The organism is Microbacterium sp. AC026, assembly GCF_979258475.1.
The window spans coordinates 1,668,943-1,692,096 of the sequence record NZ_OZ409857.1; the positions used below are offsets into that span (position 1 = coordinate 1,668,943).

A 23,154-nucleotide genomic window follows, 5' to 3' on the forward strand; every position below is an offset into this window, starting at 1 on the left:
GTGGACATGATATGATCTCGCCACTGGGGATAGTGTCATTTGGGGATGACACAAGCTGACCGATCCGTTCTGAACGGATCGATGTCGGCAACCCTGATTGGGGAATCTGGGGATCGACAATCATGATGATTGCGCGTACAAGCATGTCCATCGCGACCCTCGCGCTCTGCGTGAGCCTGGTCGCTTGCACCGGCAGCAGCGAGGCACCGAGCGGCGGGGGGCCGTCGGCGAATCCGTCGGCGACGTCCACTTCGGATCCGACCGCGGGTGCCGTAGCACCGAGCGAGTCCGACGGGCCGTCTCCGGACGAACCGGTCGCGAAGATCGAGAGGGCGGGCCAGTCGGGCGAACCGAGCGTGAAGGCGGATCCCGCCCGCACCTCGGATGCGGTGTCCTATGACGACGGCGTGAGCGTCGCGATCGACGATGTCACGTTCGCAGCCGAGACGGCGCAGGGCCCCGGGAGCTTCCCGGACCGCGAGTACGCCCGCCTGACGATCACGATCGACAACGGCTCCTCGCAGGCGATCGACCTCGGCACCTCCGTACTGACATTGCTCGACGCTAACGGCGCGACCGCCGTGCGCGTATACGCCGCAGAGGCTGAGACCGTCGACCTCGCCGGTGTCCTGGCAGCCGGAGAGAGCGCCACCGCCGCGTACGCCTTCGCCGTTCCCGCCGATGCGCGCGACGAGGTCACGCTGGTCGTCGACTTCGACGGCGACCATACATCCGCAATCTTCCGCGGAGGGCTCGACTGACATGTCATCACTGAGCCCGCGCGCCACCACTCGACTCGACCGCATCTCAGAACGAGGAACTTCCATGACACGCACCGCCCGCGGAGCAGATCGTCTCCGTCGCGTGATCGCCGCGATCGCCACCGCGGCCACGGCGCTCGCCATGATCGCTTTCATCGCGATGCCGACCGAGTCGGCATCCGCTGACACCCCCGGCCAGCCCGACACCGTCACCGCCGACGTCCTGCCGACGTGGCAGATCAACGGCGTCGTATGGAGCCAGGCGGTCGCCGGGAACACCGTGTACGTCACGGGCAGCTTCACCAAGGCGCGTCCGCCGGGGGTCGCCGTCGGCGGCCCCGGCGAGATCGACGCGAACAACGTGTTCGCCTTCGACATCACCACCGGCAACCCGGTGCCCAACTTCAACCATGCCTTCGACGGCCAGGGCCTCGTCGTGCGGGTCACCCCCGACGGCAAGACGGTCTACTTCGGCGGCGACTTCACCGCTGTCGACGGACAGGCTCGCGCGCATGTGGCCTCGTTCGACGTCGCAACCGGTGCGATGCTCGATTGGGCACCGCGCGCTGACGGACAGGTACGCGGTTTCGCGTTCGCCGGTGACACGGTCTACGTCGGCGGCAACTTCCGCTCCAGCGGGGGCAACCGCGCAGCGAGCTGGCCGCCTGGAGCAGCACGACCAAGGCGATCCTCCCGTGGGCTCCGTCTGCCGCCGGCGACGGATTCGTCTGGGACATGCTGATGAGTCCCGACGCGTCCCGCGTCATCATCGGAGGCTCCTTCACGACGCTCAACGGCGCGTCCGCCTACGGCATGGCATCGATCGACGCCGCGTCGGGCACCGCCCTTCCGTGGGCCGCCACCGACAAGATCAAGACGGCCGGCCTCAATGGCGCGATCTCGAGCCTCAGCACTGACGGCACCCAGGTCTACGGGACGGGCTATGCCTTCGGCGCTGGAGCGTCGTTCGAGGGAACATTCGCTGCGGACCCGTACACGGGCTCGATCAACTGGGTCAACGACTGCCTCGGCGACACCTACGGCTCGTTCCCCAGGGACGGGGTGCTGTACTCCGTCTCGCACAAACACGACTGCAGTGTGGTCGGAGCGTTCGGCGACACGAACCCGCGTTCACGCTGGACCAAGGCCATCGCCGAGAGCACGACACCCACGGGCGTCATCACCAAGAAGGACGCCTACGGCTGGGACTTCACCGGACTCCCGTACACCGAGCAGCTGAACTGGTACCCCGACCTCGAGTTCGGCACCTACACCAGCTCTCGCCAGGCGGCCTGGTCAGTGACCGGCAACGCGAACTACGTGGTGCTCGGCGGCGAGTTCCCGAAGGTGAACAACGTCGCTCAGCAGGGGCTCGTCCGCTTCGGCAAGACGAGCGTCTCGCCGCACGCGGTCGGCCCGGTGTACAACGCGGGCCTCACACCGGCTCCGTACTCGAACGAGTCCGGCGTCGTGCGCGTGCCGTTCACCAGTGTCTGGGATCGTGACAACGCCACGATCACGTACGACGTCTTCCGCAGCCCGTCGGTGAAGATCGCGACCTTCACGCGCAGCGACGGCCGCTTCTGGAACCTCCCGGACCTCAGCATCACCGACACCGGGCAGGCGCCCGGAGCGCAGGTGCGCTACCAGGTCAGGGCCAAGGACGCAGACGGCAACGTCCAGTGGAGCGCGTGGTCGCCCTACGTCACCGTGTCGAGCGCGCCGACCGCTGCATACCGCGCGGCAGTGCGAGCGAGCGGAGCCGAGCATTACTGGCGCCTCGATGAGACCACGGGAACCCGCCTCAAGGACGACATCGGAAACGCAGCGGGCACTGCGACAGGCCTCACGCTCGGCTCGAGCGGCGCGATGACGAACGACACGAACGCGGCCATCACCTCCGCGGGCGGCAGCTCACCGAAGATGACGACGCAGGACGTCAGCGCCGCGCCCGCCGCAGTCACCGTCGAAGCCTGGGTGAAGACCACGAACACCAGGGGCGGACGAATCGTCGGCTTCGGCGACTCGGCCACCGGCACCTCGACCTCGGGCACCACCGATCGCGTGCTCTACCTCGACACCTCGGGGCGAGCGAACTTCGCGATCAACGACGGCTCCTACCGCACGATCTACAGCCGGACCGCCGTGAACGACGGCAACTGGCACCACATCGTGGGTACCGTCGGCAGTGAGGGGATGCAGCTCTTCGTCGACGGCAAGCGCGTCGACCGCGACCAGGCCAGAACCTCGCCGAGGATCTACGACGGGTATTGGCGCATCGGCGCCGACCAGACCAACGGCTTCACCAACAAGCCCACCAACGCGGGACTCGCGGGAACGATCGACGACGTCGCCGTGTATCCGGCGGCCCTGAGCCCGTCGGACATCCAGTCGCACTACCTCGCGAGCGGGCGTTCCGCAGCCTGGACCTCGACTCCGACGGATGTCTACGGCGCCGCCGTATCCACGGACAAGCCTGACCTGTTCTGGCGTCTCAACGAGACCGTTGCGGGAAGCATCGTCGATTCGGCGACCGGCGGCACGACCGGAAACCTCTCCGGCACCGTGACCCGGGGGCAGGCATCCGCGATCGGGGCCGGCACGGCGACCACGTTCAACGGGACGAGCGCGCTCGTCGTCGCTCAGGAGGCTTGGACGGCGCCGAGCACCTACAGCGCCGAGCTGTGGTTCAAGACGACGTCGACCAGGGGTGGGACCCTGATCGGGTTCGGGAACACGACCAGCGGACTGAGCTCGTCGTACGACCGTCACGTGGTGATGCAGAGTGACGGCAAGATCCAGTTCGGAAGCGGGCAGCCGCAGACGACGCTCGTGACCCCCACGGCTTACAACGACGGGCAGTGGCACCATGTGGTGGCCACTCAGGGCACCGGCGGCATGAAACTGTGGTTGGACACGCAGCTGGTGGGCAGCAACTCGATGGCAGGGGCTGAGAACTACCGCGGCTACTGGCGCATCGGCGCGGACCGCACCTGGGGAAGCACACTCAGCAACTACATCGCCGGCACACTCGACGAGGTCGCCGTGTACCCCACCGCTCTCTCTGAGCAGCGGGTGCGCGATCACTTCGCCGCAAGCGGCCGGACAGTGCCAGGACGTGCCCCGGTGGCAGCGTTCACATCTGCGGCGAACAAGCTGAACATCGCGGTCGATGCCAGCACCTCCACCGACGCTGACGGGGGCCCGCTCGTCTACGCCTGGAACTTCGGTGACGGCACCCTGGCGGACGGGCCGACGGCGTCGCACACCTACGCCGCTGGCGGAACGTACACGATCACGCTCAAGGTGACGGACAGCACATCGTTGGTCAACACCCTCACGCGCGCCGTGACGGTCGCTCCGAACCAGGTCCCGACGGCAGTCGTCACCACGAACGCGGATCACCTCGACGTCGCCTTCGACGGGTCGGCATCGACGGATCCTGATGGCACGATCGCCTCGTACGCCTGGGACTTCGGTGACGGCGGGACAGGCACCGGGGCGACCGCGTCGCACAGCTACATGACGGCGGGCACATTCACCGCAACGCTCACCGTCACCGACGACAGCGGCGCCACGGCGACCGCGACTCGCACGGTGACGACGACGCTGGCGCCGAACCAGGATCCGACGGCCGCCTTCACGACGGCGACCGACATGCTCCGGGTCTCGACCGACGCGTCCACGGCGGCGGACCCGGACGGCACCATCGAGTCGTACGCCTGGCAGTTCGGAGACGGTGCGACCGCGACCGGAGCCACCGCGGAGCACACCTACGCGAATGCCGGCACCTACACGGTGACGCTCACGACGACCGACAACAGAGGGGGCACCTCGACGGTCACGCACGACGTCACCGTCGCGCAGAACCAGGCACCGACCGCGGCCTTCACCACGTCGGTCGCGAACCTCACCGCCTCCGTGAACGCCTCCGGCTCCGCGGATGCCGACGGTACCGTCGCCTCCTACGCCTGGGACTTCGGAGACGGCACCTCGGGCTCGGGTTCGACAGCCACGCACGCCTACGCTGCCGGGGGCACGTACACCGTGACTTTGACGGTGACGGATGACCGAGGCGCCACTGCCACCACGACGAACGCGGTCACGGTGGCGGCTCCGCAGGTATGGGCGCAGGACGCCTTCACGCGCACGGCGACCAACGGCTGGGGCACCGCGACGACGACGGGCGGCCCATGGACCATGTTCCCGAGCAGCGCGACGGCCCTCAGCAAGTTCGCAGTCAACGGCACGGGCGGCACGGTCACGCTGTCCGCCGGCAACAACTACTCGGCATCGCTCGCCGGCTCCACGCCGTCGACGAACACCGAGGAGCGGTTCACCGTGGCGTTCAACCAGCCGTCGACCGGCGGCGGCTTCTACTTCTCGGCTCTGGGCCGTCAGATCGACAGTGGCAACGACTACCGCGCGAAGTTCCGTGTAGCCTCCACGGGCGTCGTGTCGCTGTGGCTGACGAAGACGATCGGCGGGGTCGAGACGGTCCTGTCGTCTACGACGATCCCCGGTCTCTCGGTCACCACCGCAGATCAGCTGAGCGTCAGACTGCAGGTCACCGGAACGAACCCGACCACGTTGAAGGCGAAGGTGTGGCGCACGTCGGCCACCGAACCCACCGCGTGGGCACTCACTGCCACGGATGCGACGGCGTCCCTGCAGACCGCCGGCTACGTCGGAGTGAACAGCTACCTGTCGGGGAGCGCGACGGCAGTGCCGGTCGTATACACCTACGACGACTTCTGGTCCGGCCCGGCTCAGTAGGGAAGCAAAGAGGCCGGGGTGCTCACGCACCCCGGCCTCTTGCATGAGTACCGCCGATCAGGGGAAGCGGGCCCCGATGGTCGGCGTCGCAGAACCGAGGATCGTCGCCACCACTGCCGGGATCGTCCGGGCCGACGCGGTCACCCCGGCCAGCAGCCTTCCGGAGCGATCGGTGGCCGCACGACCTTCGATCGCGGTCGAGTTCGCGTCCTGCCCGGTCGTGCCGCGGTACGTCGCCCACGTCGAGAAGACGTAGGGGTTCACGTTCTCCGCGCCGCGCGACCAGACGACGAACCAGGTGGGTGCGGCGGCACCGTTGCGCTGGACCACATTGCCGTCCGAGCGGATGTTCAGCTGCGCGGGTGTGTACCGGTGGGTGTAGTCCTCGACGCACACCGTGCAGTTGCCCGCGCTCTCACCGATGACGTTGTTGCCCATCGAGATGTCGCGGATGAGCCACGGCATCGTCGGGTCCGGGAACGGGCGCCGAGCGTTGTGTCCCGGCACCGACGCGTCAGTGGCGCTTCTGCTGTCCTGCACGACGTTGACGGCGCGGTCGCCGCCGATGATCGTGTTGTTCCAGAGGTTCACACCACCGGTGTTGTTGATCTTGACCCCGTTGCCGACGTTTCGCAGCACGAGGTTGTTGACGAAATCGATCTTCTGCGAGAGCTCGAGGAATGCCCCGGCTCCCTTGTTCTCGATGATGTCGGATCCGGCGATGCGGACGTCGTACACGGACTGGTCGAGCCAGACACCTGGCCCGTCGTTGCGCAGCAACGCGGAATCGGTCACCGTCACGCCGCGCGACTTCGCGATCTTCACTCCGCCGGACACCGGCGATGTGTTGAAATGCTCGGCGTTGTTCTCGATAGCGAGCAGATCATCGATGACGAGCGCATCGGCGTAATTCGCGCCGAGGCCCATGAGGCCGTTGCGTGCGAGCGTGACATCGCGGACCGTGGCGTTCGACGACCCGACGAAGAGTCCTGTCGAGGCGTTGTCGTAGATCACGACGTTCTCGAGAGTCGCCCGCGGCGCCTCGACCGTGACGGCGCCCATCATCCACACGGACGTCGCATAGTTGCGGATGCCGATCCCCCGCACCACGGCTCCCTCGCCTCGGAGCGATAGCGCCTTCGTCAGCGTCGAGGTCTTGACGTTGCGTCCGGTCGGATCGGTGCCGAGGTAGAGGCGGTCGTTCGCGACGTCCGTGAAGAATGTGCCCGCCTTGAGATTCGCGAGCGAGGCGACCTCCGCCTGTGCGACGCCATCGATCCAGACCTGCTCGGGATGCGCGGCCATGGGATGCGCGTCGTTCAGCCATCTCCACCCGGCCTCGGTGCCGTCGGCCTCACCCTTCGTGAACGATGGGGTGGAGTCGAAGTCGTACTTCCAGTCGGCGCTGAACCAGCGTCCACTCGAGCCCTGCCAGTTCTTCAGCGTCGACGCCCCGTCGAACCAGACGGCCTCGCCGGGGTAAGACTGCACCGTGAGCTTCTTGCCCGCGGGGATCACGACCGACTCGTGATACGTGCCTGCCCGAAGCACGAGAGTGGCCCCGGATGCTGCACGGTCGACCGCAGTCTGCACGGTGGCGAAAGGCGCTGCGGACGACCCTGTTCCGGCGGCCGTGCCGCTGGGACTCACGAAGAGCGCACCCGATGGAACGGCGTAGTTCGTCGACCCCACCACCGCAGAACCGGCCGCGGTGCGAGTGCCGGCCACGTTCCAGACCGGGGCTCCACCTGCGGGGGCCGCCGGAGCGGTCGGCGTCGTCGGAGTGGTCGGCGTCGTCGGGGCCGTCGGAGCGGTCGGCGTCGCCGGGGGCGTTGTCGGCTTCACCTCCTGCTTCGTCGTCACCCGAAGATCGTCGAACAGGACCGCGAGTGCGGGAGTGCTCCGCGAGACATAGAGTCGCACTCCGGTGCGGCCGGCGACCGTGAGTCGCTTCGTCGCACGGTCGGTGACGCTGAGCTTCCAGGTGGACGGCTTCACGCCCACGGCGTGCACACGCGCGTCGATGGTGACGGCGACCGTCCCCGCGAGACGGGTCTCGAGCACGAAGGGGACTCCGGCCTTGACCCGCAGGTCCGGAACCGAGGTGTGGCCGAGCGAGGTCTGCACGCCCGCGTTGACTCGGAGCGTCTCGAGAAGGATCACGCCCTTCGGGTCGACGCGCACCTGGGTCTGATAGAAGCCGTCGGCGGTGAGGCGCGACTGCAGGCTCAGGTACACGCCGGAGCCTGCAGTCGGAAGCTTCGGAAGGGTGAAGACCGTGGACTGGGTCGAGTCTCTGACCGACAGGCCGACAGGCCGAGCGGTGACCGTGGCGCCCGGGGCGGCGGCGGTCAGCTTGGCCGCGCCGTTGGCGACCGAGGCTGAGGTCACGGGTGCCGCGTCGTAGGTCGTGCCCTGGGCCGATGTGCCGAGGCCCTTGGTGACGGTACGGGTCATGGAGTCCTGAACCACGACCACGTCTGTCGTCGCCGCCGCAGCGGGTGAGACGACGACCAAGGGGAGTAGAAGTGCGGATAGGGATGCGATGAGGGGGAGGGTTTTTTGCGCATGAGGGGGAGGCTCCGATGTGCTTCTCGTCACTGCAGGGTCGGGGTGGCAGCTACGACATCCGCCTTCGGGTGGCGGATTATCCTAGACCATAGCCTGAATTCCCTGGGTAGTCACGCTGGGTTCGCTGATATCGATTGAGTAAACGACAGCGATCGGAGATCCTTTCGACTCAGCCGAGCGCCGACATCTTTCGGAACCATATGGCCAAGGCCGCGGCCAGGTACAGCAGCGCGGCGAGTCCCAGCAGGCTGTATACCAGCATGAACGCGGGCGCCCAACCCCAGAGCACGAACGCGAAGCACAGCACGCCGTAGTCGGTGGGTAGACCCATCAGAGAACGGACGAGCGAGAATCCCCCGGCCTGCGCTGCCTGCGGCACCCCGCGCTTGCCGCGCAGGAGGTCGTTCAGGATCATCCCGAAGAAGGTGACCGTCGAGATCACGGCGAACCCGAGCGGAACCAGAAGCCAGAGATCGGAGGGCAGCGGGAAGAAGCGGTACCACCCGATCACGACGGCGAGCGGGAGGGAGACGAGCTTGGTCGAATCGAGAACGTGATCGAGCCATTCTCCGGCGAGCGATCCGCCCCCACGCAGTCGCGCCACCTGGCCGTCGGCGCTGTCCCACGCATAGCCGATCGCGAGAAGCAGCCAGACGACGATGCCGAGAACGATGGACGGGGGCACTGTCGCCAGCAGGACGATCCCCGTGAAGGTGAACGCGGCGCTGATGAGCGAGACCTTGTTGGGCGTGAGGCCGGCGGTGTATGCGCCCGCCGCGATCACTCGACCCACCGGACGATTGACGAACACCGAGTAGGCGGGGGCCCCGCGGGCCCTCCCCTTCTGCGCTGCTGAAAGGCTCCGGTAGGCGTCTGCGAAACTCAGGGGGTCACTCCTCGTGCTCGGAAGTCATCGAATGCCACGGTGTACGGAACGCTGCTGAATCCGGACCCCGCGTATGTCGAGATCCCGATGTAGCCGGCGGTCTGCAGGGCTGCGGTGGAATCGGTCGTGGACAGCTGCCAGGCAGCCGGTTCTGTCGTTCCCGCCGCCCAGAGCTTACTCCGCAGCGTCGTCGTACCTGTGCCGAATGCCTGCACTCGCACGTTATATATCGTTCCCGCTGCGAATGTGAACCCGGTGAGGTTCTGCGAGACGAGCGCCGTGCCGCCGCGAGCGAGCTGCGCCGTCACCGAGCCGTCGGCCCCGATCAGCCAGCGTGCACGGTAGTCGTCCGCACCGACGACCCGGGCGAGAGCCGCGACGTAGACCCGCGCGCCCGTCGGCAGTGCGGGGGCCGTGACCGTGAAGGTCAGGTCCGTGCTGGTCGAGGTCGCCGCGTTCAGCGATGCGGTGCGGGTCTGCCCCGCCGCCTGCGTCGTGAACTTCGCGGCGCCGTTGTCGATCGACACGTTCGCCGCTCCGCTGGTCTGCGACCAGACGCCGCCGGTCTGCGCCGTTCCCAGAGCACCGTTCGCCCGACCGAAGTCGTCGGCGGCGAAGGCAGCGCCCGCGGGAGCGACCACGGTCACCGACTGGGTGACGGTGTTCACGGCGCCGGCGTTGTCGGTCACCGTGAGCGTCACCGTGTATGTGCCCGCTGCGGCATACGGGTGCGAAGTCGTCGCGCCCGTGCCGGTGGTGCTGTCACCGAAGTTCCACGCATACGAGGCGATCGAGCCGTCAGGGTCCGTCGATGCCGAGGCATCCACTGCGACGGTGAGATCCGTCGGTGTGGCCGTGAACGAAGCGACCGGGTTCTGGTTCCCCGGGGCCGGAGCCGTCACGGTCACCGGCTTGGTCACCGTGCCCGTCGCACCCTTGTCGTCCGTCACAGTCAGCTTCACCTGATACGTGCCCGCCGCGGCGTACGTGTGCGCCGTCGGCGTCGCTCCCGAACCCGTGGACCCGTCTCCGAACTCCCATGCGTACGACGCGATGGTTCCGTCGGCGTCCGCCGAGGTCGACCCGTCGACCGTCGCTGCGAGGCCGCTCACCGAGCTGGTGAACGCGGCCGTGGGCGCCTGGTTGGCGGGAGGAGTGGGACCGCCCGTGGTCGAGCCTGCCCAGAAGTTGTCGAACCGTGTCTGGAAGGGCACGTTGGTGACGGATCCGCCCAGGTACACCCCGAGTCCGACGTGGCCGGCCGACTGCAGCCCCGCCGTGGAGCTCGTCGTGGTCGACGTCCACGCGGTCGGCTCCGTCGTTCCGACCTTCCAGACCTTCGCCCGGACTGTGGTCGGAGACGTGCCGGTCGCCTCGGTGCGCACATGCAGCGCGTCGCCCGCGGCGACGGTCAGCCCGGTCGGAACCGTGGTCAGCACGGTGGTGGTCTGCTGCAGCTGCAGCTGCACCCCGCCGGTCGGAGACACGATCACACGGGACCTGTAGTCCTCGGTCCCGACGCGGCGTGCCGCCACTGTGTAGTACGCGCTGCCTCCGGTCGGAAGCTGCGGCAGGACCACATCGACGTCCACCGCGGTGTCTGTCGAGGAGACGCCGGTGAGGTAGGCGTACCGCTGCGCTCCTCCGGCGGGCTGCTGGAACGCCGCGTATGCACCGCTGACCAGGTAGTTGGATGCCGTGTTCGACAGCGTCCAGGCCCCACCCGTGTTTGCGGTCCCGAGGCCGCTGGCGGCCGTGCGGTTGAACGAATCCGAGGCGTATGTCACTGCACCGACCGGCGCCGACACGGTGATCGAGGCGGTCTTCTGCGAGGTGGCACCCTCGTCGTCGGTGACGGTCAGGGTGATCGTGTAAGTGCCGGCTGCAGCGTATGTGTGCGTCGCCGTGGCCCCCGAGCCCGCTGCCGTCGAGTCACCCCAGTTCCAGGAGTATCCGGCGATCGTGCCGTCGGTGTCCTGAGAAGCGCTCGCGTCGACGTCGACCTTGAGGTCGGCCGCCGCCGAGGTGAACGACGATACGGGCGCCTGGTTGGCCACCGCCTCGACGATCGCCGTCTCGGTGTCGGTCGCGCCCTTGTCGTCGGTGACCGTGAGGGTCACCGTGTAGGACCCGGCGACGGCGTAGGTGTGCGTCGCCGTAGCACCGGAGCCCGCGGGCGATCCGTCGCCCCAGTTCCAGCTGTAGGCCTGGATCGTGCCGTCGGCGTCAGTCGAGGCCGAGGCGTCGACCGCGAGGCCGAGCTTCGTGACCGCGGTGGTGAAGCTGGCGCTCGGCGCGATGTTCGCCGGCGCGCCGGTCGTTCCCAGCGCGTAGTGCTGAGAGACGGCGGTCTCGGAGATGGGCGTCAGATAGACCGCGACCTCGTCGATGGCTCCGTCGAACTCCCAGTCTCCGGGGCCCCAGGTGACGTCGCCACCCACGTGCCAGTATCCGGTGTAGTCCTGCGCGTTCGTCTGGCCGTTCGACCCCTGCAGCACGCCGTCGACGTAGAGACGCATGCCGGTCGCGCCCTGCGTCGCGACCACCTGATGCCACTGACCGTCGTTGTACGACGCGCTGGTCTGCAGCGTCTCGGCGAAACCGACCCACACGCCGTAGATCAGCTTGCCGTCGGGTGTCATGTAGACGTGTCGGTCGTACCCGGAGGAGTTGCCGTCAGCGCTGTTTCCGAATCCGATGATCTTGCCACCGGTCGTGGTGTCCGTCTTGAACCACGCCTCGAGCGAGTACGACCGCGGGTTCGTGAAGGCGTTCTGGCTGATGACCTGGCCGCCCTCGAACGTGGCCGCCGAGTTGCTGACTCCCTCGAGAGCTCCGTTCGCGCCCTTGGTGACAGCGCCGAAGTAGTTGCCCTTCTGGTTGTAACCGGAGGCGTCTGCCGCGACACTGCCGGTCGACTCGCCGAGACGCCAGTACAGCGCGGGGTCGGCGGCGTAGACGGCTGCGCCGTATGCGTCGCTCGGTGCGGTCGAGCCCTCGAGCTCGCGCCCGGATGCGGTGTAATGGGCGGCTGCCTGCTCGCGCGACAGCGGAGCCCCGTAGATGGCGACCTCGTCGATCTGACCGTCGAAGAACGCGGCTCCAGACCAGGAGGTGTCTCCACCGACACGCCAGTACCCGTTGTACGGCTGGGCAGAGGTGACATCGGTGCGCTGGGCGACCCGGACGCCGTCGATGTAGAGCACCATGCCGCCGTCGCTGAGACCGGCGGACATGTAGTGCCACTGACCGTCGTTGAATGCAGACGACGAACTGATCGTCTGAGATGAGCCGGGGTAGACGCCGAAGGTGACGCGTCCGCTGGCCTCCATGTAGACGTGGCGGTCATAGCTGCCGGATGTGCCGGTCGAGCTGCTGCCGAAGCCGACGATCTTGCCGCCGTCGGTGGAGGTCGTCTTGAACCAGGCCTCGACACCGAAGGTGTCAGGGCCGGCGATGGCCGAGGTGGTCGACGCGAAGCCGTTGGCCGAGCCGTCGAAGTCGGAGGCGTCACGGGAATCCGAGAGCATGGCGCCCGAGGTTCCGCGGGTGACGCCGCTGCGTACCGCGAGGTCCGATGCACCGGCCCAGTCGTACGAGAGGGTCGCGGACGAGTCGTCGAGCGGCCAGTAGCTCAGGGGCGCGTCCTCGAGCACCGCGGTACGGTACGCACTCGGAGCCGCCGAGCCGGACGCCGTCACGGTCGTCGTCCCGCCGAGGATCGAATGACCTTCGTTGTCCGTGGCGCGCACCCGGTATGTGTAGCTCGTGCCGTTCGTGACGGTGGTGTCGACGAACGCCATCGGGGGCAGGCCCCAGTCGGCGGACTTCGACCGGATCTTCTCGTAGGTCTTGACGACCACGTTGTCGCGCAGGACCTCGTACTTCAGGAACTCGCTGTCACGGTCGTAGTTGAGTGGCCAGCTCACGCGGATCGATCCGCCGGTGAGCGCGATCGAGGATGCCGGCCACGCGGTGTTCCAGAGGATAGGGCCCTGTGCGTTCGGAGCCTTGCTGGTCACGGCGAAGCGGGCGAGGCCCTGCTGCCCGGTGTTGTTCACCCGGGTGAACTCGCCGCCGTACACGAGGTACTCGCTGTTGGAGGAGACCGACCACGGACCCTGCGATGCGCCACTGACGTTGCCCGCGTTGAAGGCGGGGAACCAGTGCTGCAGCTTGGGTGCGGGGTTTCCGCCGAAGTCGTAGTAGCCGAGGTTCAGGCCATAGGGCGTGGTGCGCTCGACGTCCTTTGTGACGGCCAGGCCGCGGTAGAACGACCAGGGGTCGCTCTGCGGGAATCCGTCGACGAGGCTGCCGCAGTAGTGCGAGTGGCCAGCCGCGTACACGCTGTCGCCCATGGGCTCGACGTCGTACTGGTCGCCGTGGCAGTCGTTGACCCAGACCAGGTTGCCACTCGACCACGACGCACGGAACGAGCCCTCGAGGTTGCCGCCGTTGCCGAAGACGTAGCCGGTGCCGTAGATGTCGTCGCCGTCGGACTTGAGCGAGAGAATCGCCGCGTCGAGACCGGCGTTGCGGATCACGTTGTTCGCGGAGAAGGGCAGCAGCGAGGCGTCGGATGCCGACACCATGGCCAGTCCGTAACCGGGATTGGAGCTGCCGTTGAGGGTCAGGAAGTTTCCGCCGAGCACGACCTTGTCACCCGCGGGAGAGACGGTGACGACGCGGCCCTGACGTGACTCGAGCACGGGCGCCCAGGGGAGCAGAGTGCCGCTGCGGGTGAAGGCTGCGGCGCCGGAGCGGTCGTTGCCCGAGACTCGGCCGAACGTGCCGGTGATGTACACGGTGTCGTTGGTCGCGGCCACGCCGGAGGTGACGCCGTTGGAGTTCGGGTTGAACGCGGCCAGGTTGCCGCTGGGCAGATCGAACGCGGCGACGCGGTTGCGCGTCTGGGTGTTCACCGTGGTGAAGTCGCCGACGATGTAGAGCCGCGTTCCGTCGGGCGAGGCCTCGACCTGGCGCACCTGGCCGTTGATCGAGGGGGCGAACGACGTGATCAGCGCGCCCGTGCGGATGTCGTAGGCCAGCAGGTTCGATCGGGGCGTCTCGTTCGTCCCCGCGGCCGCGCCCGCCGGGCGTGCGCTGGTGAACTTTCCGGCCGCGTAGACGACGTTGCCCACGACTGCCTGATCCCAGACGATGCCGTTGATCTGAACCGTCGGAAGCGAGTCGGCGGTCACCGTCGGCGCTTCCCCCTCGGGTGGACTGACGTCCGCCTGAGCCGGCGAGATCGCCACCAGCGATCCGAAGGCTATGGCGAGCGTCATCGCGATCGCGATCGATGCTCCCCGTGCGCGGCGTCCCCAAGACAGAGCTGTAGTGCCCATCGTTCATCTCCCCAGATGATGGACCGTTCGCGCTCAACCCCTACATTGGCACCGAACGATGATTCCCCAGTAATCCGTCGTCCGACGGTGACGACCTAAGGTCGAGGACCGACGAAGACGACGTTTGGCGCAGCGGCCAATATATCGACAGTAACACGCACGTCCCCGTCAGGAGAAGAGGGAACTGCAAACTGGTATATCGCATCCGCGCTGGCGCCTGCGGGGATGGAATCCGGCCACACTGTGGTGCCCTCGCCGGTCAAGCCCGCCGCGGGAAGCCGGTCGTCCCCGCCATAGGTCAGAGTGACGTTCGCCCCCGCCGTGTCGACGGGCGCATCCGAATCGTTCGTGAGGCGGACAGTCACCTGGATCGCCGGCCCGCTGGGCTCGCCCGGGATGTCGTTGCCTGCGGTGATCGACTCGATCGCCGTGACTTCGGCGACCACGCCGTCGACCGCGGGGGCGGGTTCGTCGAGAGGCACCTCTTCACCGTCGCCGGGCTTCGCGACGTCGTCGGTGGCACCGGGCGTCGGAGTCTCGAATTCGGTGGGCTGTGGTGTCGGCGTCGGTCCCGGTGTGGTGGTGACCCCCGGTGTGGTCGACGCGCCGGGCTCCCCTGACCTGAGTTGCTGTTCGCGATCACGCCCCACACGATCCCGCCGATGAGGAGCACGGCGACCACGCCGACGATCGTCCATCCACGCCACCCCATCCGCCGCTGCGGACCTCCGACCGACTCAGTCACTGGTCTCTCCTCCGCGCCGGGTCTCCGCGTCGACGACACGGATATTCCGACATTCTAGGTGAGACTCGCCTGTCGCGACCGGCGCCCGTCCACCCGATCGTATTCGGGTCCGACAGGGTCATCGGCGTGCCTGGAACGATGGGTGAGCAATGAGGCCACGACGAAGAACAGGATGAAGGCAGTCGCACTGTCGATGAGACCGCTCTCCGTGACGGAGCGGATGATGACCAGCGTCAGCAAAGGCGTGATGAGCCATCGGCGCCGAGATGAGATCAGCGCGCTCGCCACGCACCACACGATCAGCGCTCCGATCAGCGCGGTGCCGATGAGCCCCGTCTGGGCGAGCAGCGAGGCCCAACTGCTGTCGAGCACCTGCTCGTCACGCCATTTGATGTCGACCGGGATCTTCTTGGCGGAGAGGCCGATGCCGATCCACTTCTGCCATTCGCTCCAGTCCCATCCGATCACGACCCTCCACACGTCGAAACGCGAGTCGAGAGCGGTGGAGGTGTCGTTCGACCCTGCTCGGGTGGCGAGGCTGCCGAAGACGTCGGTGAACGACCCGATCGCGTAGCCGAGTGGAAGAGCGCCGAGAAGAAGGTAGACGACGCTGCGGTCCCGGATGCCGTTGACCACCACTGCGACGCCGATTCCGACCACGATCGCGAGCAGGCCGGTGCGTGATCCGCTCGCCACGGCGATGCCGACCAGGAGGACGGCGGCGAGCAGCCGCCAGACCCGCACGCCGTTGCGCAGCATGAGGATGACGAGACCGACGATCGGCGCCGCCACAAGGCCGGCGAGTTCGTTCGGGTGGATCTCGGGGATACCCCCACCGAGACGACCGCTCGCCGCCAGGCTCGGCAGTCCGGTCACCGCCGCGACGACGGCCACTGAGGCCATCGCCGCGAGCAGGCACACGATGCTCGTCACCCACGGCACCGTCGTAAGGAGGAAGAGGATCGTCGCCATCACCAGGAACATCCTGCCGACGAGGACGATCGTCGCAGAGTCGTTGCCCGCGAGAATCGACCCGAGAACACTGACGAGCAGCGCGACGGCGATCACTCCCGCGGGTGCGATACCGACGGCGACCCGCTCGCGCGTCCGCGCCGCCAGCGCGACCGTCGCGGCGAGCGCGAGAAGCGCGATGAACGCCTTGGCGACAACCACCCCATCCGCGCCGCCGGAGTAGATCGTCGCGCTGCGCCAGGGGATCACGCTCACGATGATCAGCACATAGAGAGCCCCCACCACCGCCACTCTCGCCGCGCTGGGATGGTGCGCGGACTGCTGCCGAGGCGGGCGCTGAAGATCAGTCGGAGCGAGCATGCGAGCCTCCGGCGCCCGCGGCGACGGTGTCGCGATCGGAGACTCGCCACGACTCGGCGATCGAGCCCAGCGACCGAGACCCCGTGTGCAGCATGACGACGCCCAGAGGGCGGACGCCCATGACCCGCAACCGTGTCGCCACGGCGACGAGGTCGGTCGCCGACGTCGAGTTGTGCCTCACCGTGATGATGAGACCGGCGCCCGGGCCCATGAGCTGTTCGATGAGCGCGGATGCGCCGGGTTCGCACACGACGATCACCACGTCGAAGCTGTCGTGCATGGAGCTGACCAGCTCGGGGAGCTCGGAGACGAGCCTCTCGAGCGTGATGGGCTCCGCGGCGACGAAGACCGCTCTCTTGTCCTCATCGTCCGAGATCGTCGCCCCGTCGAGCACCTCGTTCAGGGTGTGCCCATGACCGGCAACGTGGGCCTCGCGGGTATCGATGACACAGGCGGTCGCGCCGATCAGACGCTGCGCTTCGAGCATCCCGGTGACCGCATCGTCGTCGATCGCTCCGTCCGAGGCGGGGACGAGCACATGCGTTCGCATGCGCCCTCCGGCGAGCGCCACGAGGTTCCCGGCCGCCTCCTCGTATGCGACGATCGCGCCGGAGCCGTCATCGGGACGGAGTCGACTGCGCCGCGGGATCTGCCCGATGACCGGGAGACCCGAGGAGCGCCGCACGTCGGAGATGGTCCGAAGCCGACGGTTCGTCGTCGTGCGATAGACCGCGATGATGGCGCCGAGCGCGAGGCCCGCGATGCCGCCGAGTCCGGTGATCGCGGTCACCTGAGGCGAGATCGGCGCAAGGGGAGCGACCGCCGGGAGCACCTGATCGAGTGCCACGGTGTACCGTGCGTCGTCCTCGTCGTTCTCGGTCTCGCCGATCAGCTCCGAGAGATGCGTCGCGGCCGAGTTGGCGATGTCGGTGGCGAGCTCAGCGGTGGGAGCATCAGCGCGCACCACCAACAGCACCGTGTCGGCCGTGTTCTCGGCGGACAGCATCTGTCGAATGTCACGGTCGGTGTACTCGTCCTCGTCGAGGTCGAGTTCTGCGCGCACCTTGTCGATCACCTCGGGGCTGTCGACCAGCGGCGGATAGGACTTGATGCGGGCGAGGCTGAACTGATTCCGCTCGAAGAGAGACGCCTCGGTCGAATCGACACGGAGCAGCAGTGTCGACGTGGCCGCGTACGTCTCGGGCAACAGCTTCGTGACGAACCACCCCATGCCGGCACCGAGCACCGCGAGTACGACGATGACAACCCATCCCTCGCGCAGGATACGTCCATAAGGGACATCTTCCATCGCCAACCCCTCAGCCGAAGACAGGGCCTAAACCTATCATTCACGGTCCTGTGCTCTGTCACCACGCGGGCTGCCGGGGCCACGACCCGCGACGACCAGCCAACGCAGTCCCAGACCCCCGAGCAGTGATGCGACGGCGAGCGCGAACGGCAGCGTCGACGGTTGCGCACCCAGCGCGATCATCACGATCACGGCCGCGATCGCGAGGATCGTGTCGGAGAGACGGATCACGAATACCGCTACCTGGCGACCGGCGACCGCCCCCAACGCCCCGTACGGGGTCACGACAGCGACGGACATTCCGTAGGCCAGCCACGCGATCACAGCAAGCGGGTCGACCTCGACATCGAACAGGAGCGGACTCACCCACGGGATGAGCACCACGGCGATCGCGCTCATCACCACCGTGCCTGCGAGCAGGAAGACCACGACACGGTCGGCCTCGCGTACGGATCCGCTTCCGCCTGCCTTGTGCTGGTCGGCGAAGCGCACGAAGAGGAAGGACGAGAGCCCGCCTATCACGAGGATCAGCGGAGAGGTGTAGGTGCGAGCGGCCTCGAGCAGACCGACGGCGGTGAGCCCGGCGCCGGCGAGCACCAGCAGACGCAGCACGGTGAACAGGCTCGGGCGCAGCACCTGCTGAAGCCCACGCCACATTCCGTACCGCCAGACCGCGGCCATGTCCGCACCACGGAGGCCCACGAGACGCCTGTCGCTCCGAGGTGACAGGAACCAGCCGACGAACGTCGCGACGATCTGTCCCGCGGCGATGCCGCCGAGGAAGGCGGCGAGTGTCAGGGTGCCCGTGACATGCACCGTGAGGATGATGGCGAGCGCGACGACGAATCCTGCGACGTCGGTGATCGCGGTGCGGATGAACAACAGATGCGCGATCAGCATCCGCCGGACGATCTCCTCGACCGCGAACGCGGCGAGGGCAAGTGCGAACAGCGCGGATTCCGCTGCGTCAGAGAATCCGGTGAGCCAGGCGATCAGGAAGGAGCCGACCGCCAGCACCGCGGATGATGCGAGCAGCATCGCCTCGAGGCCTGCCCTGATCGGGCGCTGCGAGCGGTCGAGCACCACGAGGGAATCGCCGACGAGGCCGGTGACGACAGCGGTGGCGACGATCACCACCCCGTACAGGATCGCGAATCGGCCGTACTCCTCGATGCCGAGCAGTCGGGCGACGAGGATCTGCAGGAGCAGACCGATACCCGCCTGCGCCGCCTGCGCGATCACGGCCCCCAGTGCCTTGCGCTTCATGTCGCCTCCCCGCCTGACATCCTCGCACGCCATCGACGGCGCTCGATCCCGGCGTCGGAGCGCGGCCATCCGCAGCACCGGCGGCCCCGGTCGTACGCTCTTCGGCTCAGAGCTCGCCGGGCTTCATCGCCTCGGCATCGATCGCCCGTATGATGCGCAGCGTCGCCGTGTCCGGCTTCGGCTCCCCGTCCTGCGACGCCTCCTTCGCCCGCCGCTGCGGCGCGTAGACCACGAGGGAGTGGAAGAGGAATCGCGCGAAGAAGGCGACGATGAGCGACAGCCCCGTCGCGAGGACACTCGATATATGCCAGGTCTCGACCATGAGCGCCATCACGGGGATCCGCAGTGCGGCTTCGACGTTGTTGAAGGTGAACGACGCGGCGAATCGGCCGCCCAGTCCGCGTGCGTCCGTGCGCATGTCTGCGAAGACGAACCGCTCCTGCAGGAGGAAGTTGCCGATGATCGTGACCTCGGCGCCGATGATCGCGGCCCATATATAAGGAACACCTGCGGCGGTGAGCAGCCACATGATCCCCAGGTTCGCGGCCGCGCCGATCACTCCGATGATCGCGAAGAGCGACATCTTGCCGAATCGGAGTCTGGCCAGGTGCGCCACGAAGGTCGCCCCCTGACGCAGGCTCGCCTTGGAGGTCCCGTGACGACGCTCGCCGAACTCCATCGGCACCTCGGCGATGCGGAGGTCCGTGCGAGCGAGGATCTCGAGGAGGATCTTGAATCCCTGCGGCTTGAGGGCGGCCAGGTCCAGACGCGACCGGTCGACGAGGAAGAACCCGGTCATCGGATCGGTGCTGCGGGCGAGACGGATCGGGAACATCGCCCGTGTCAGCCAGGTGGCCGCCCTGGAGACACCGAAGCGGACCGCCGTTCCCAAGCCGCTCGTGTCGCCGCCGCCGATGTATCTCGAGGCGGCGACGAGATCGGCGCCGCCTTCGCCGTGCCTTCCCAGGAGAACGGGAAGCAGCTCGGGCGGATGCTGCAGGTCGCCGTCCATGACGATGCAGAGATCGTGCTGTGCGGCCTCCAGCCCGACGACGACCGCTCCCCCGAGCCCACCGGTGTTGTCGGCCCGGTGGATCACGCGCACGGGCAGCGGAGCATCGGCTGCCACCCGCTCAACCTCGGCGGCCGTGCTGTCTGTGCTGTCGTCGACGAACAGGATCTCGGCGTCGTACGCGGCGAGCGCGAGCGCGGTGCGGGCCACCAGTTCAGCGACGTTGTCGCGTTCGTTGAAGGTCGGCACGATGACGGTGACCGCTGTCCCCACTGTCCGCCCCCTTCGCCTGTACCGGCATCACTGCGGACTCCATAGTTCCATGTGTTCCTATGCGTCGGGAAACCGCGACCTGCTAGAGTGACGGGATGCGGCTGTGGGAGTCGCTGGGCGGATGGGGATCCGCCTCTGGGGAAATACTGATCTGGGGAGATCATGGGGACGCGCATCGGCTATGCCGTGGGTGCTTTCGACCTGTTTCACGTCGGGCATCTCAACCTTCTTCGTCACGCCAAGCAGCACTGCGACATTCTCGTCGCCGGTGTCGTCAGCGATGAGATGCTGCGGCAGGTGAAGGGCATCGAGCCCGTCATCCCGACCGTTGAGCGGGCGGAGATCGTCCGTCACATCTCGTTCGTCGATGATGTGTACGTCGAGACCACGCCGTCGAAGATGGATTCGTGGCGAGACGTGCAGTTCACGCACTACTTCAAGGGCGACGACTGGCGGGGCACCGAGAAGGGCCTGCGGCTCGAGAGGGAGTTCGGGGAGGTCGGCGTCGAGGTCGTGTACTTCCCGTACACCGCGCACACGTCGAGCTCGTCGCTGCGTCGTGCGCTCGATGCGATCAGCGCAGGCGCGACCGTCGGCGGCGCTCCTGCGCTCGCGACGCGCTGACTGCCCCTGACTGACGGCGGGGCGGGCCCGGGCCGGACCCTGCCGTCAGTCAGTTCGCGACGCCGAGCAGGCTGCGCGCCATCCGTGCGACGTGCGGCGGCGTGTGCGCACCGAGCCAGACCGTCCATTGCAGCGCCGGCTCCGCGCACGTCCACTCGACGCACCAGGAGTGCACCGCGTTCGCGAGGCGCTCGCCTTTCGCATGCTGACGGGCACCGTCACCGCGCAGCAGCCACCGCACGGACACTCCCTCGGGCACGTCGATGTGGCGGAACTGGATGCGAGCGGCCGCCTCGATGAGGATGACCCCCTCGGCATCCCACGGCATGCGAGCGGCGATGGCGGCGATGGCCCCGGCATCGGTCGAATCACCCGCGATCAGCACGACTCCCTCGATGTTCTCCCAGTCCGGATCCTCGAGGTGCTCGCATGCGCTGTTCATACGCCCGAGTATAGGTAAGGGTACCCTTATCTATCAATGGCAGATCAGTCGCATCGCCGCATCCGCCGTCTCGGCGCCTGCCCAGCCGAGCGGCTCTACGCTGGATACATGACTTCTCCTGCAGACTCCGCCATCACGATGTTCGGTGCCGATTGGTGCCGCGACTGCATCCGCACCAAGAAGCAGCTCGACTCCCTCGGCGTGGAGTACACCTATGTCGACCTCGTCGCCGACCCCTCCGCGGCCGACGTCGCGAAGGAGATCTCCGGTCGCACGAACATCCCCGTCGTGGTCTACCCCGACTCCTCGCACCACGTCGAGCCGTCGAACGCGGACGTCGAGTCGAAGCTCCGCGAACTCTCCCTGATCTGACCTGAAGCGGCCTCGTCGCGCACCGATACACTGGCGCGATGAGCACCGCGGCTCGGCCCGAACGGGCGTCCGTCCGCCTGCCCGTTCGCACGGTCGCCCTGTACGCGATCGGCTCGCTCGGCACAGGCGGCTATGCCACGCTGCCCGGGCTCGTGCTGACGTACTTCCTGACCGACAATCTCGGCGTCGCCGCACTCGCGGCCGGTCTCATCGTGACCGCGGCGAAGATCTGGGACGTCGTCATCGACCCCCTGATCGGCGCAGCCTCGGACCGCCAGTACGCGAAGACCGGTTCGCGTCGCGGACTCATGGTCGTCGGCGCTCTGACACTCCCCGTGTTCTTCGCGTTGACTTTCGCGGTGCCGCCGTCGTGGGGGCCCTCGCCGGCGCGGTGTGCGTGCTGCTCGCGTTCCTCGCCACCGCGACGTCATTCAGCCTGTTCCAGGTGCCCTACGTCGCGCTGCCCGCCGAGCTGACGTCGGGGTACGACGAGCGCACCCGCCTGCTCGGGTGGCGCGTGGTCGTGCTCACCGCATCCATCCTGCTCTTCGGCGCCGGTGGACCCGAGTTGAGACGGGCGACCGCCGACCCCGTCACGGGATACCTGCTGATGGGCGTGGTCGCCGGTGTGGTCATCGGCATCGGCATGCTCATCGCATCGCGGACAGCCGATGCGGCCGCGCGGAGCATGGCCGCGGCTGACCGACCGAAGGCCCTCGCCCCCGTGGGCCTGCGTGAGCAGTACGCTGCGGGCCTGCGCACGTTGCGTCGCAGCCAGCCCTTCCGCGCACTGCTCGGCACGTTCCTCCTGCAGGCTCTCGCCACCGGCACGATGCTCGCCGGCGCGCAGTACGTGGCCACCTGGGTGCTGCGCTCGGAGGACGCCGTCACGCTGGTCTTCCTGGCGCTCGTCGGTCCCGCCCTGGTGGCGACGCCGGGGTGGACGATCGTGGCGCGACGTCTGGGCAAGGAGCGGGCGTTCGCGATCGCGAGCGGGGTCTTCCTGATCGCCGCCGCATCGCTCGTCGTCGCGGTCTGGACGCCGGGAGCATGGATGTACGGCTCGATCGCGGTGGCGGGCATCGCCTACGCCGGGCTGCAGTCGCTGCCCATGGCGATGCTTCCCGACGTGATCTCGCACGATGAGCGGCACAGCGGCCGCGGGCAGGCGGGTACCTTCACGGGAGTGTGGACGGCGGGAGAGACCATCGGGTTCGCGCTCGGAGCGAGCGCTGTGTCCCTCACCCTCGCCGCGACGGGCTACGTGTCGAGCGTCGCAGGTGCCACAGCCTCACAACCGGATGCCGCGATCACGGGCATCGTGCTGGCGTTCAGCATCCTCCCCTCGTTCCTGATGGCAGCGAGCCTGCTGACGCTCCGCCGCTACCGTCTGCGTCGCGCCGACATCGACACCCGACCGGAGTACGCGACATAAGC

16 protein-coding genes are annotated in these 23,154 nt (G+C 67.7%); 7 read left to right on the forward strand and 9 right to left on the reverse strand.

What is annotated here, in order from left to right:
• Positions 1-143: 143 nt before the first annotated feature.
• The 3 genes from ACZZ93_RS08390 to ACZZ93_RS08400 all read left to right on the forward strand — a co-directional run bounded on the left by ACZZ93_RS08390 (position 144) and on the right by ACZZ93_RS08400 (position 5,537).
• Positions 144-761 (forward strand): DUF4352 domain-containing protein, encoded by a 618-nt coding sequence (locus ACZZ93_RS08390; protein WP_053098699.1) that lies wholly within the window; start codon positions 144-146, stop codon positions 759-761.
• 64 nt (positions 762-825) lie between these two features.
• Entirely contained in the window at positions 826-1,503 is a 678-nt protein-coding gene (locus tag ACZZ93_RS08395) for a hypothetical protein (RefSeq protein WP_463510856.1), read from the forward strand.
• The gene (locus ACZZ93_RS08400; RefSeq protein WP_463510857.1) at positions 1,503-5,537 is read left to right on the forward strand and encodes a PKD domain-containing protein; all 4,035 of its coding nucleotides are present in this window, start codon (positions 1,503-1,505) and stop codon (positions 5,535-5,537) included. Before ACZZ93_RS08395 ends, ACZZ93_RS08400 begins: the two co-directional genes overlap by 1 nt.
• Before the next feature lie 57 nt (positions 5,538-5,594).
• On the opposite strand, the gene ACZZ93_RS08405 is transcribed toward ACZZ93_RS08400, so the two are convergent.
• From ACZZ93_RS08405 to ACZZ93_RS08440, 8 genes are all read right to left on the reverse strand, one after another.
• Positions 5,595-7,994: a right-handed parallel beta-helix repeat-containing protein gene (locus ACZZ93_RS08405; protein WP_171821980.1), complete on the reverse strand. Its 2,400-nt coding sequence runs from the start codon at positions 7,992-7,994 to the stop codon at positions 5,595-5,597.
• A 283-nt stretch (positions 7,995-8,277) separates the two neighbouring features.
• Positions 8,278-8,901, reverse strand: coding sequence for a CDP-alcohol phosphatidyltransferase family protein (locus ACZZ93_RS08410; protein WP_082298073.1), 624 nt, complete (start codon positions 8,899-8,901; stop codon positions 8,278-8,280).
• Between the two features lie 89 nt (positions 8,902-8,990).
• On the reverse strand, positions 8,991-14,282 hold the full coding sequence (locus ACZZ93_RS08415) for a PKD domain-containing protein (protein ID WP_463510858.1): 5,292 nt from the start codon (positions 14,280-14,282) through the stop codon (positions 8,991-8,993).
• Positions 14,283-14,437: 155 nt separating this feature from the next.
• Positions 14,438-14,992 carry a hypothetical protein gene (locus tag ACZZ93_RS08420; RefSeq protein ID WP_463510859.1) on the reverse strand — a complete coding sequence of 185 codons (555 nt, stop codon included), beginning with the start codon at positions 14,990-14,992 and terminating at the stop codon, positions 14,438-14,440.
• Positions 14,993-15,141: 149 nt separating this feature from the next.
• Entirely contained in the window at positions 15,142-16,341 is a 1,200-nt protein-coding gene (locus ACZZ93_RS08425) for an O-antigen ligase family protein (protein ID WP_150115149.1), read from the reverse strand.
• Positions 16,342-16,402: 61 nt separating this feature from the next.
• Complete coding sequence (locus tag ACZZ93_RS08430; protein WP_463507005.1) at positions 16,403-17,728, reverse strand: hypothetical protein; 1,326 nt, start codon at positions 17,726-17,728, stop codon at positions 16,403-16,405.
• A gap of 36 nt (positions 17,729-17,764) precedes the next feature.
• On the reverse strand, positions 17,765-18,994 hold the full coding sequence (locus ACZZ93_RS08435) for a lipopolysaccharide biosynthesis protein (protein ID WP_400340164.1): 1,230 nt from the start codon (positions 18,992-18,994) through the stop codon (positions 17,765-17,767).
• 106 nt (positions 18,995-19,100) lie between these two features.
• Positions 19,101-20,279, reverse strand: a complete 1,179-nt coding sequence (locus ACZZ93_RS08440; RefSeq protein ID WP_463510860.1) for a glycosyltransferase — start codon at positions 20,277-20,279, stop codon at positions 19,101-19,103.
• A 162-nt stretch (positions 20,280-20,441) separates the two neighbouring features.
• On the opposite strand from ACZZ93_RS08440, the gene ACZZ93_RS08445 reads away from it, so the two are divergent.
• Positions 20,442-20,903, forward strand: coding sequence for an adenylyltransferase/cytidyltransferase family protein (locus tag ACZZ93_RS08445; RefSeq protein WP_463510861.1), 462 nt, complete (start codon positions 20,442-20,444; stop codon positions 20,901-20,903).
• A gap of 49 nt (positions 20,904-20,952) precedes the next feature.
• Here the strand turns inward: ACZZ93_RS08445 and ACZZ93_RS08450 are convergent, their stop codons facing one another.
• The gene (locus ACZZ93_RS08450) at positions 20,953-21,345 is read right to left on the reverse strand and encodes an SIP domain-containing protein (protein WP_056276678.1); all 393 of its coding nucleotides are present in this window, start codon (positions 21,343-21,345) and stop codon (positions 20,953-20,955) included.
• A 108-nt stretch (positions 21,346-21,453) separates the two neighbouring features.
• Between ACZZ93_RS08450 and ACZZ93_RS08455 the strand changes: the two genes are divergently transcribed.
• Genes ACZZ93_RS08455 through ACZZ93_RS08465 form a run of 3 tightly spaced genes read left to right on the forward strand, consistent with a single transcriptional unit; the run spans position 21,454 to position 23,152 of the window.
• A complete protein-coding gene (locus tag ACZZ93_RS08455; protein WP_053098687.1) occupies positions 21,454-21,717 on the forward strand; it encodes a glutaredoxin family protein in 264 nt (87 codons plus the stop codon).
• Between the two features lie 38 nt (positions 21,718-21,755).
• Positions 21,756-22,193 (forward strand): MFS transporter, encoded by a 438-nt coding sequence (locus tag ACZZ93_RS08460; RefSeq protein ID WP_463510862.1) that lies wholly within the window; start codon positions 21,756-21,758, stop codon positions 22,191-22,193.
• Positions 22,088-23,152 (forward strand): MFS transporter, encoded by a 1,065-nt coding sequence (locus ACZZ93_RS08465; RefSeq protein ID WP_463510863.1) that lies wholly within the window; start codon positions 22,088-22,090, stop codon positions 23,150-23,152. The genes ACZZ93_RS08460 and ACZZ93_RS08465 overlap by 106 nt, the downstream gene beginning before the upstream one ends.
• The last annotated feature ends 2 nt before the right edge of the window (positions 23,153-23,154 follow it).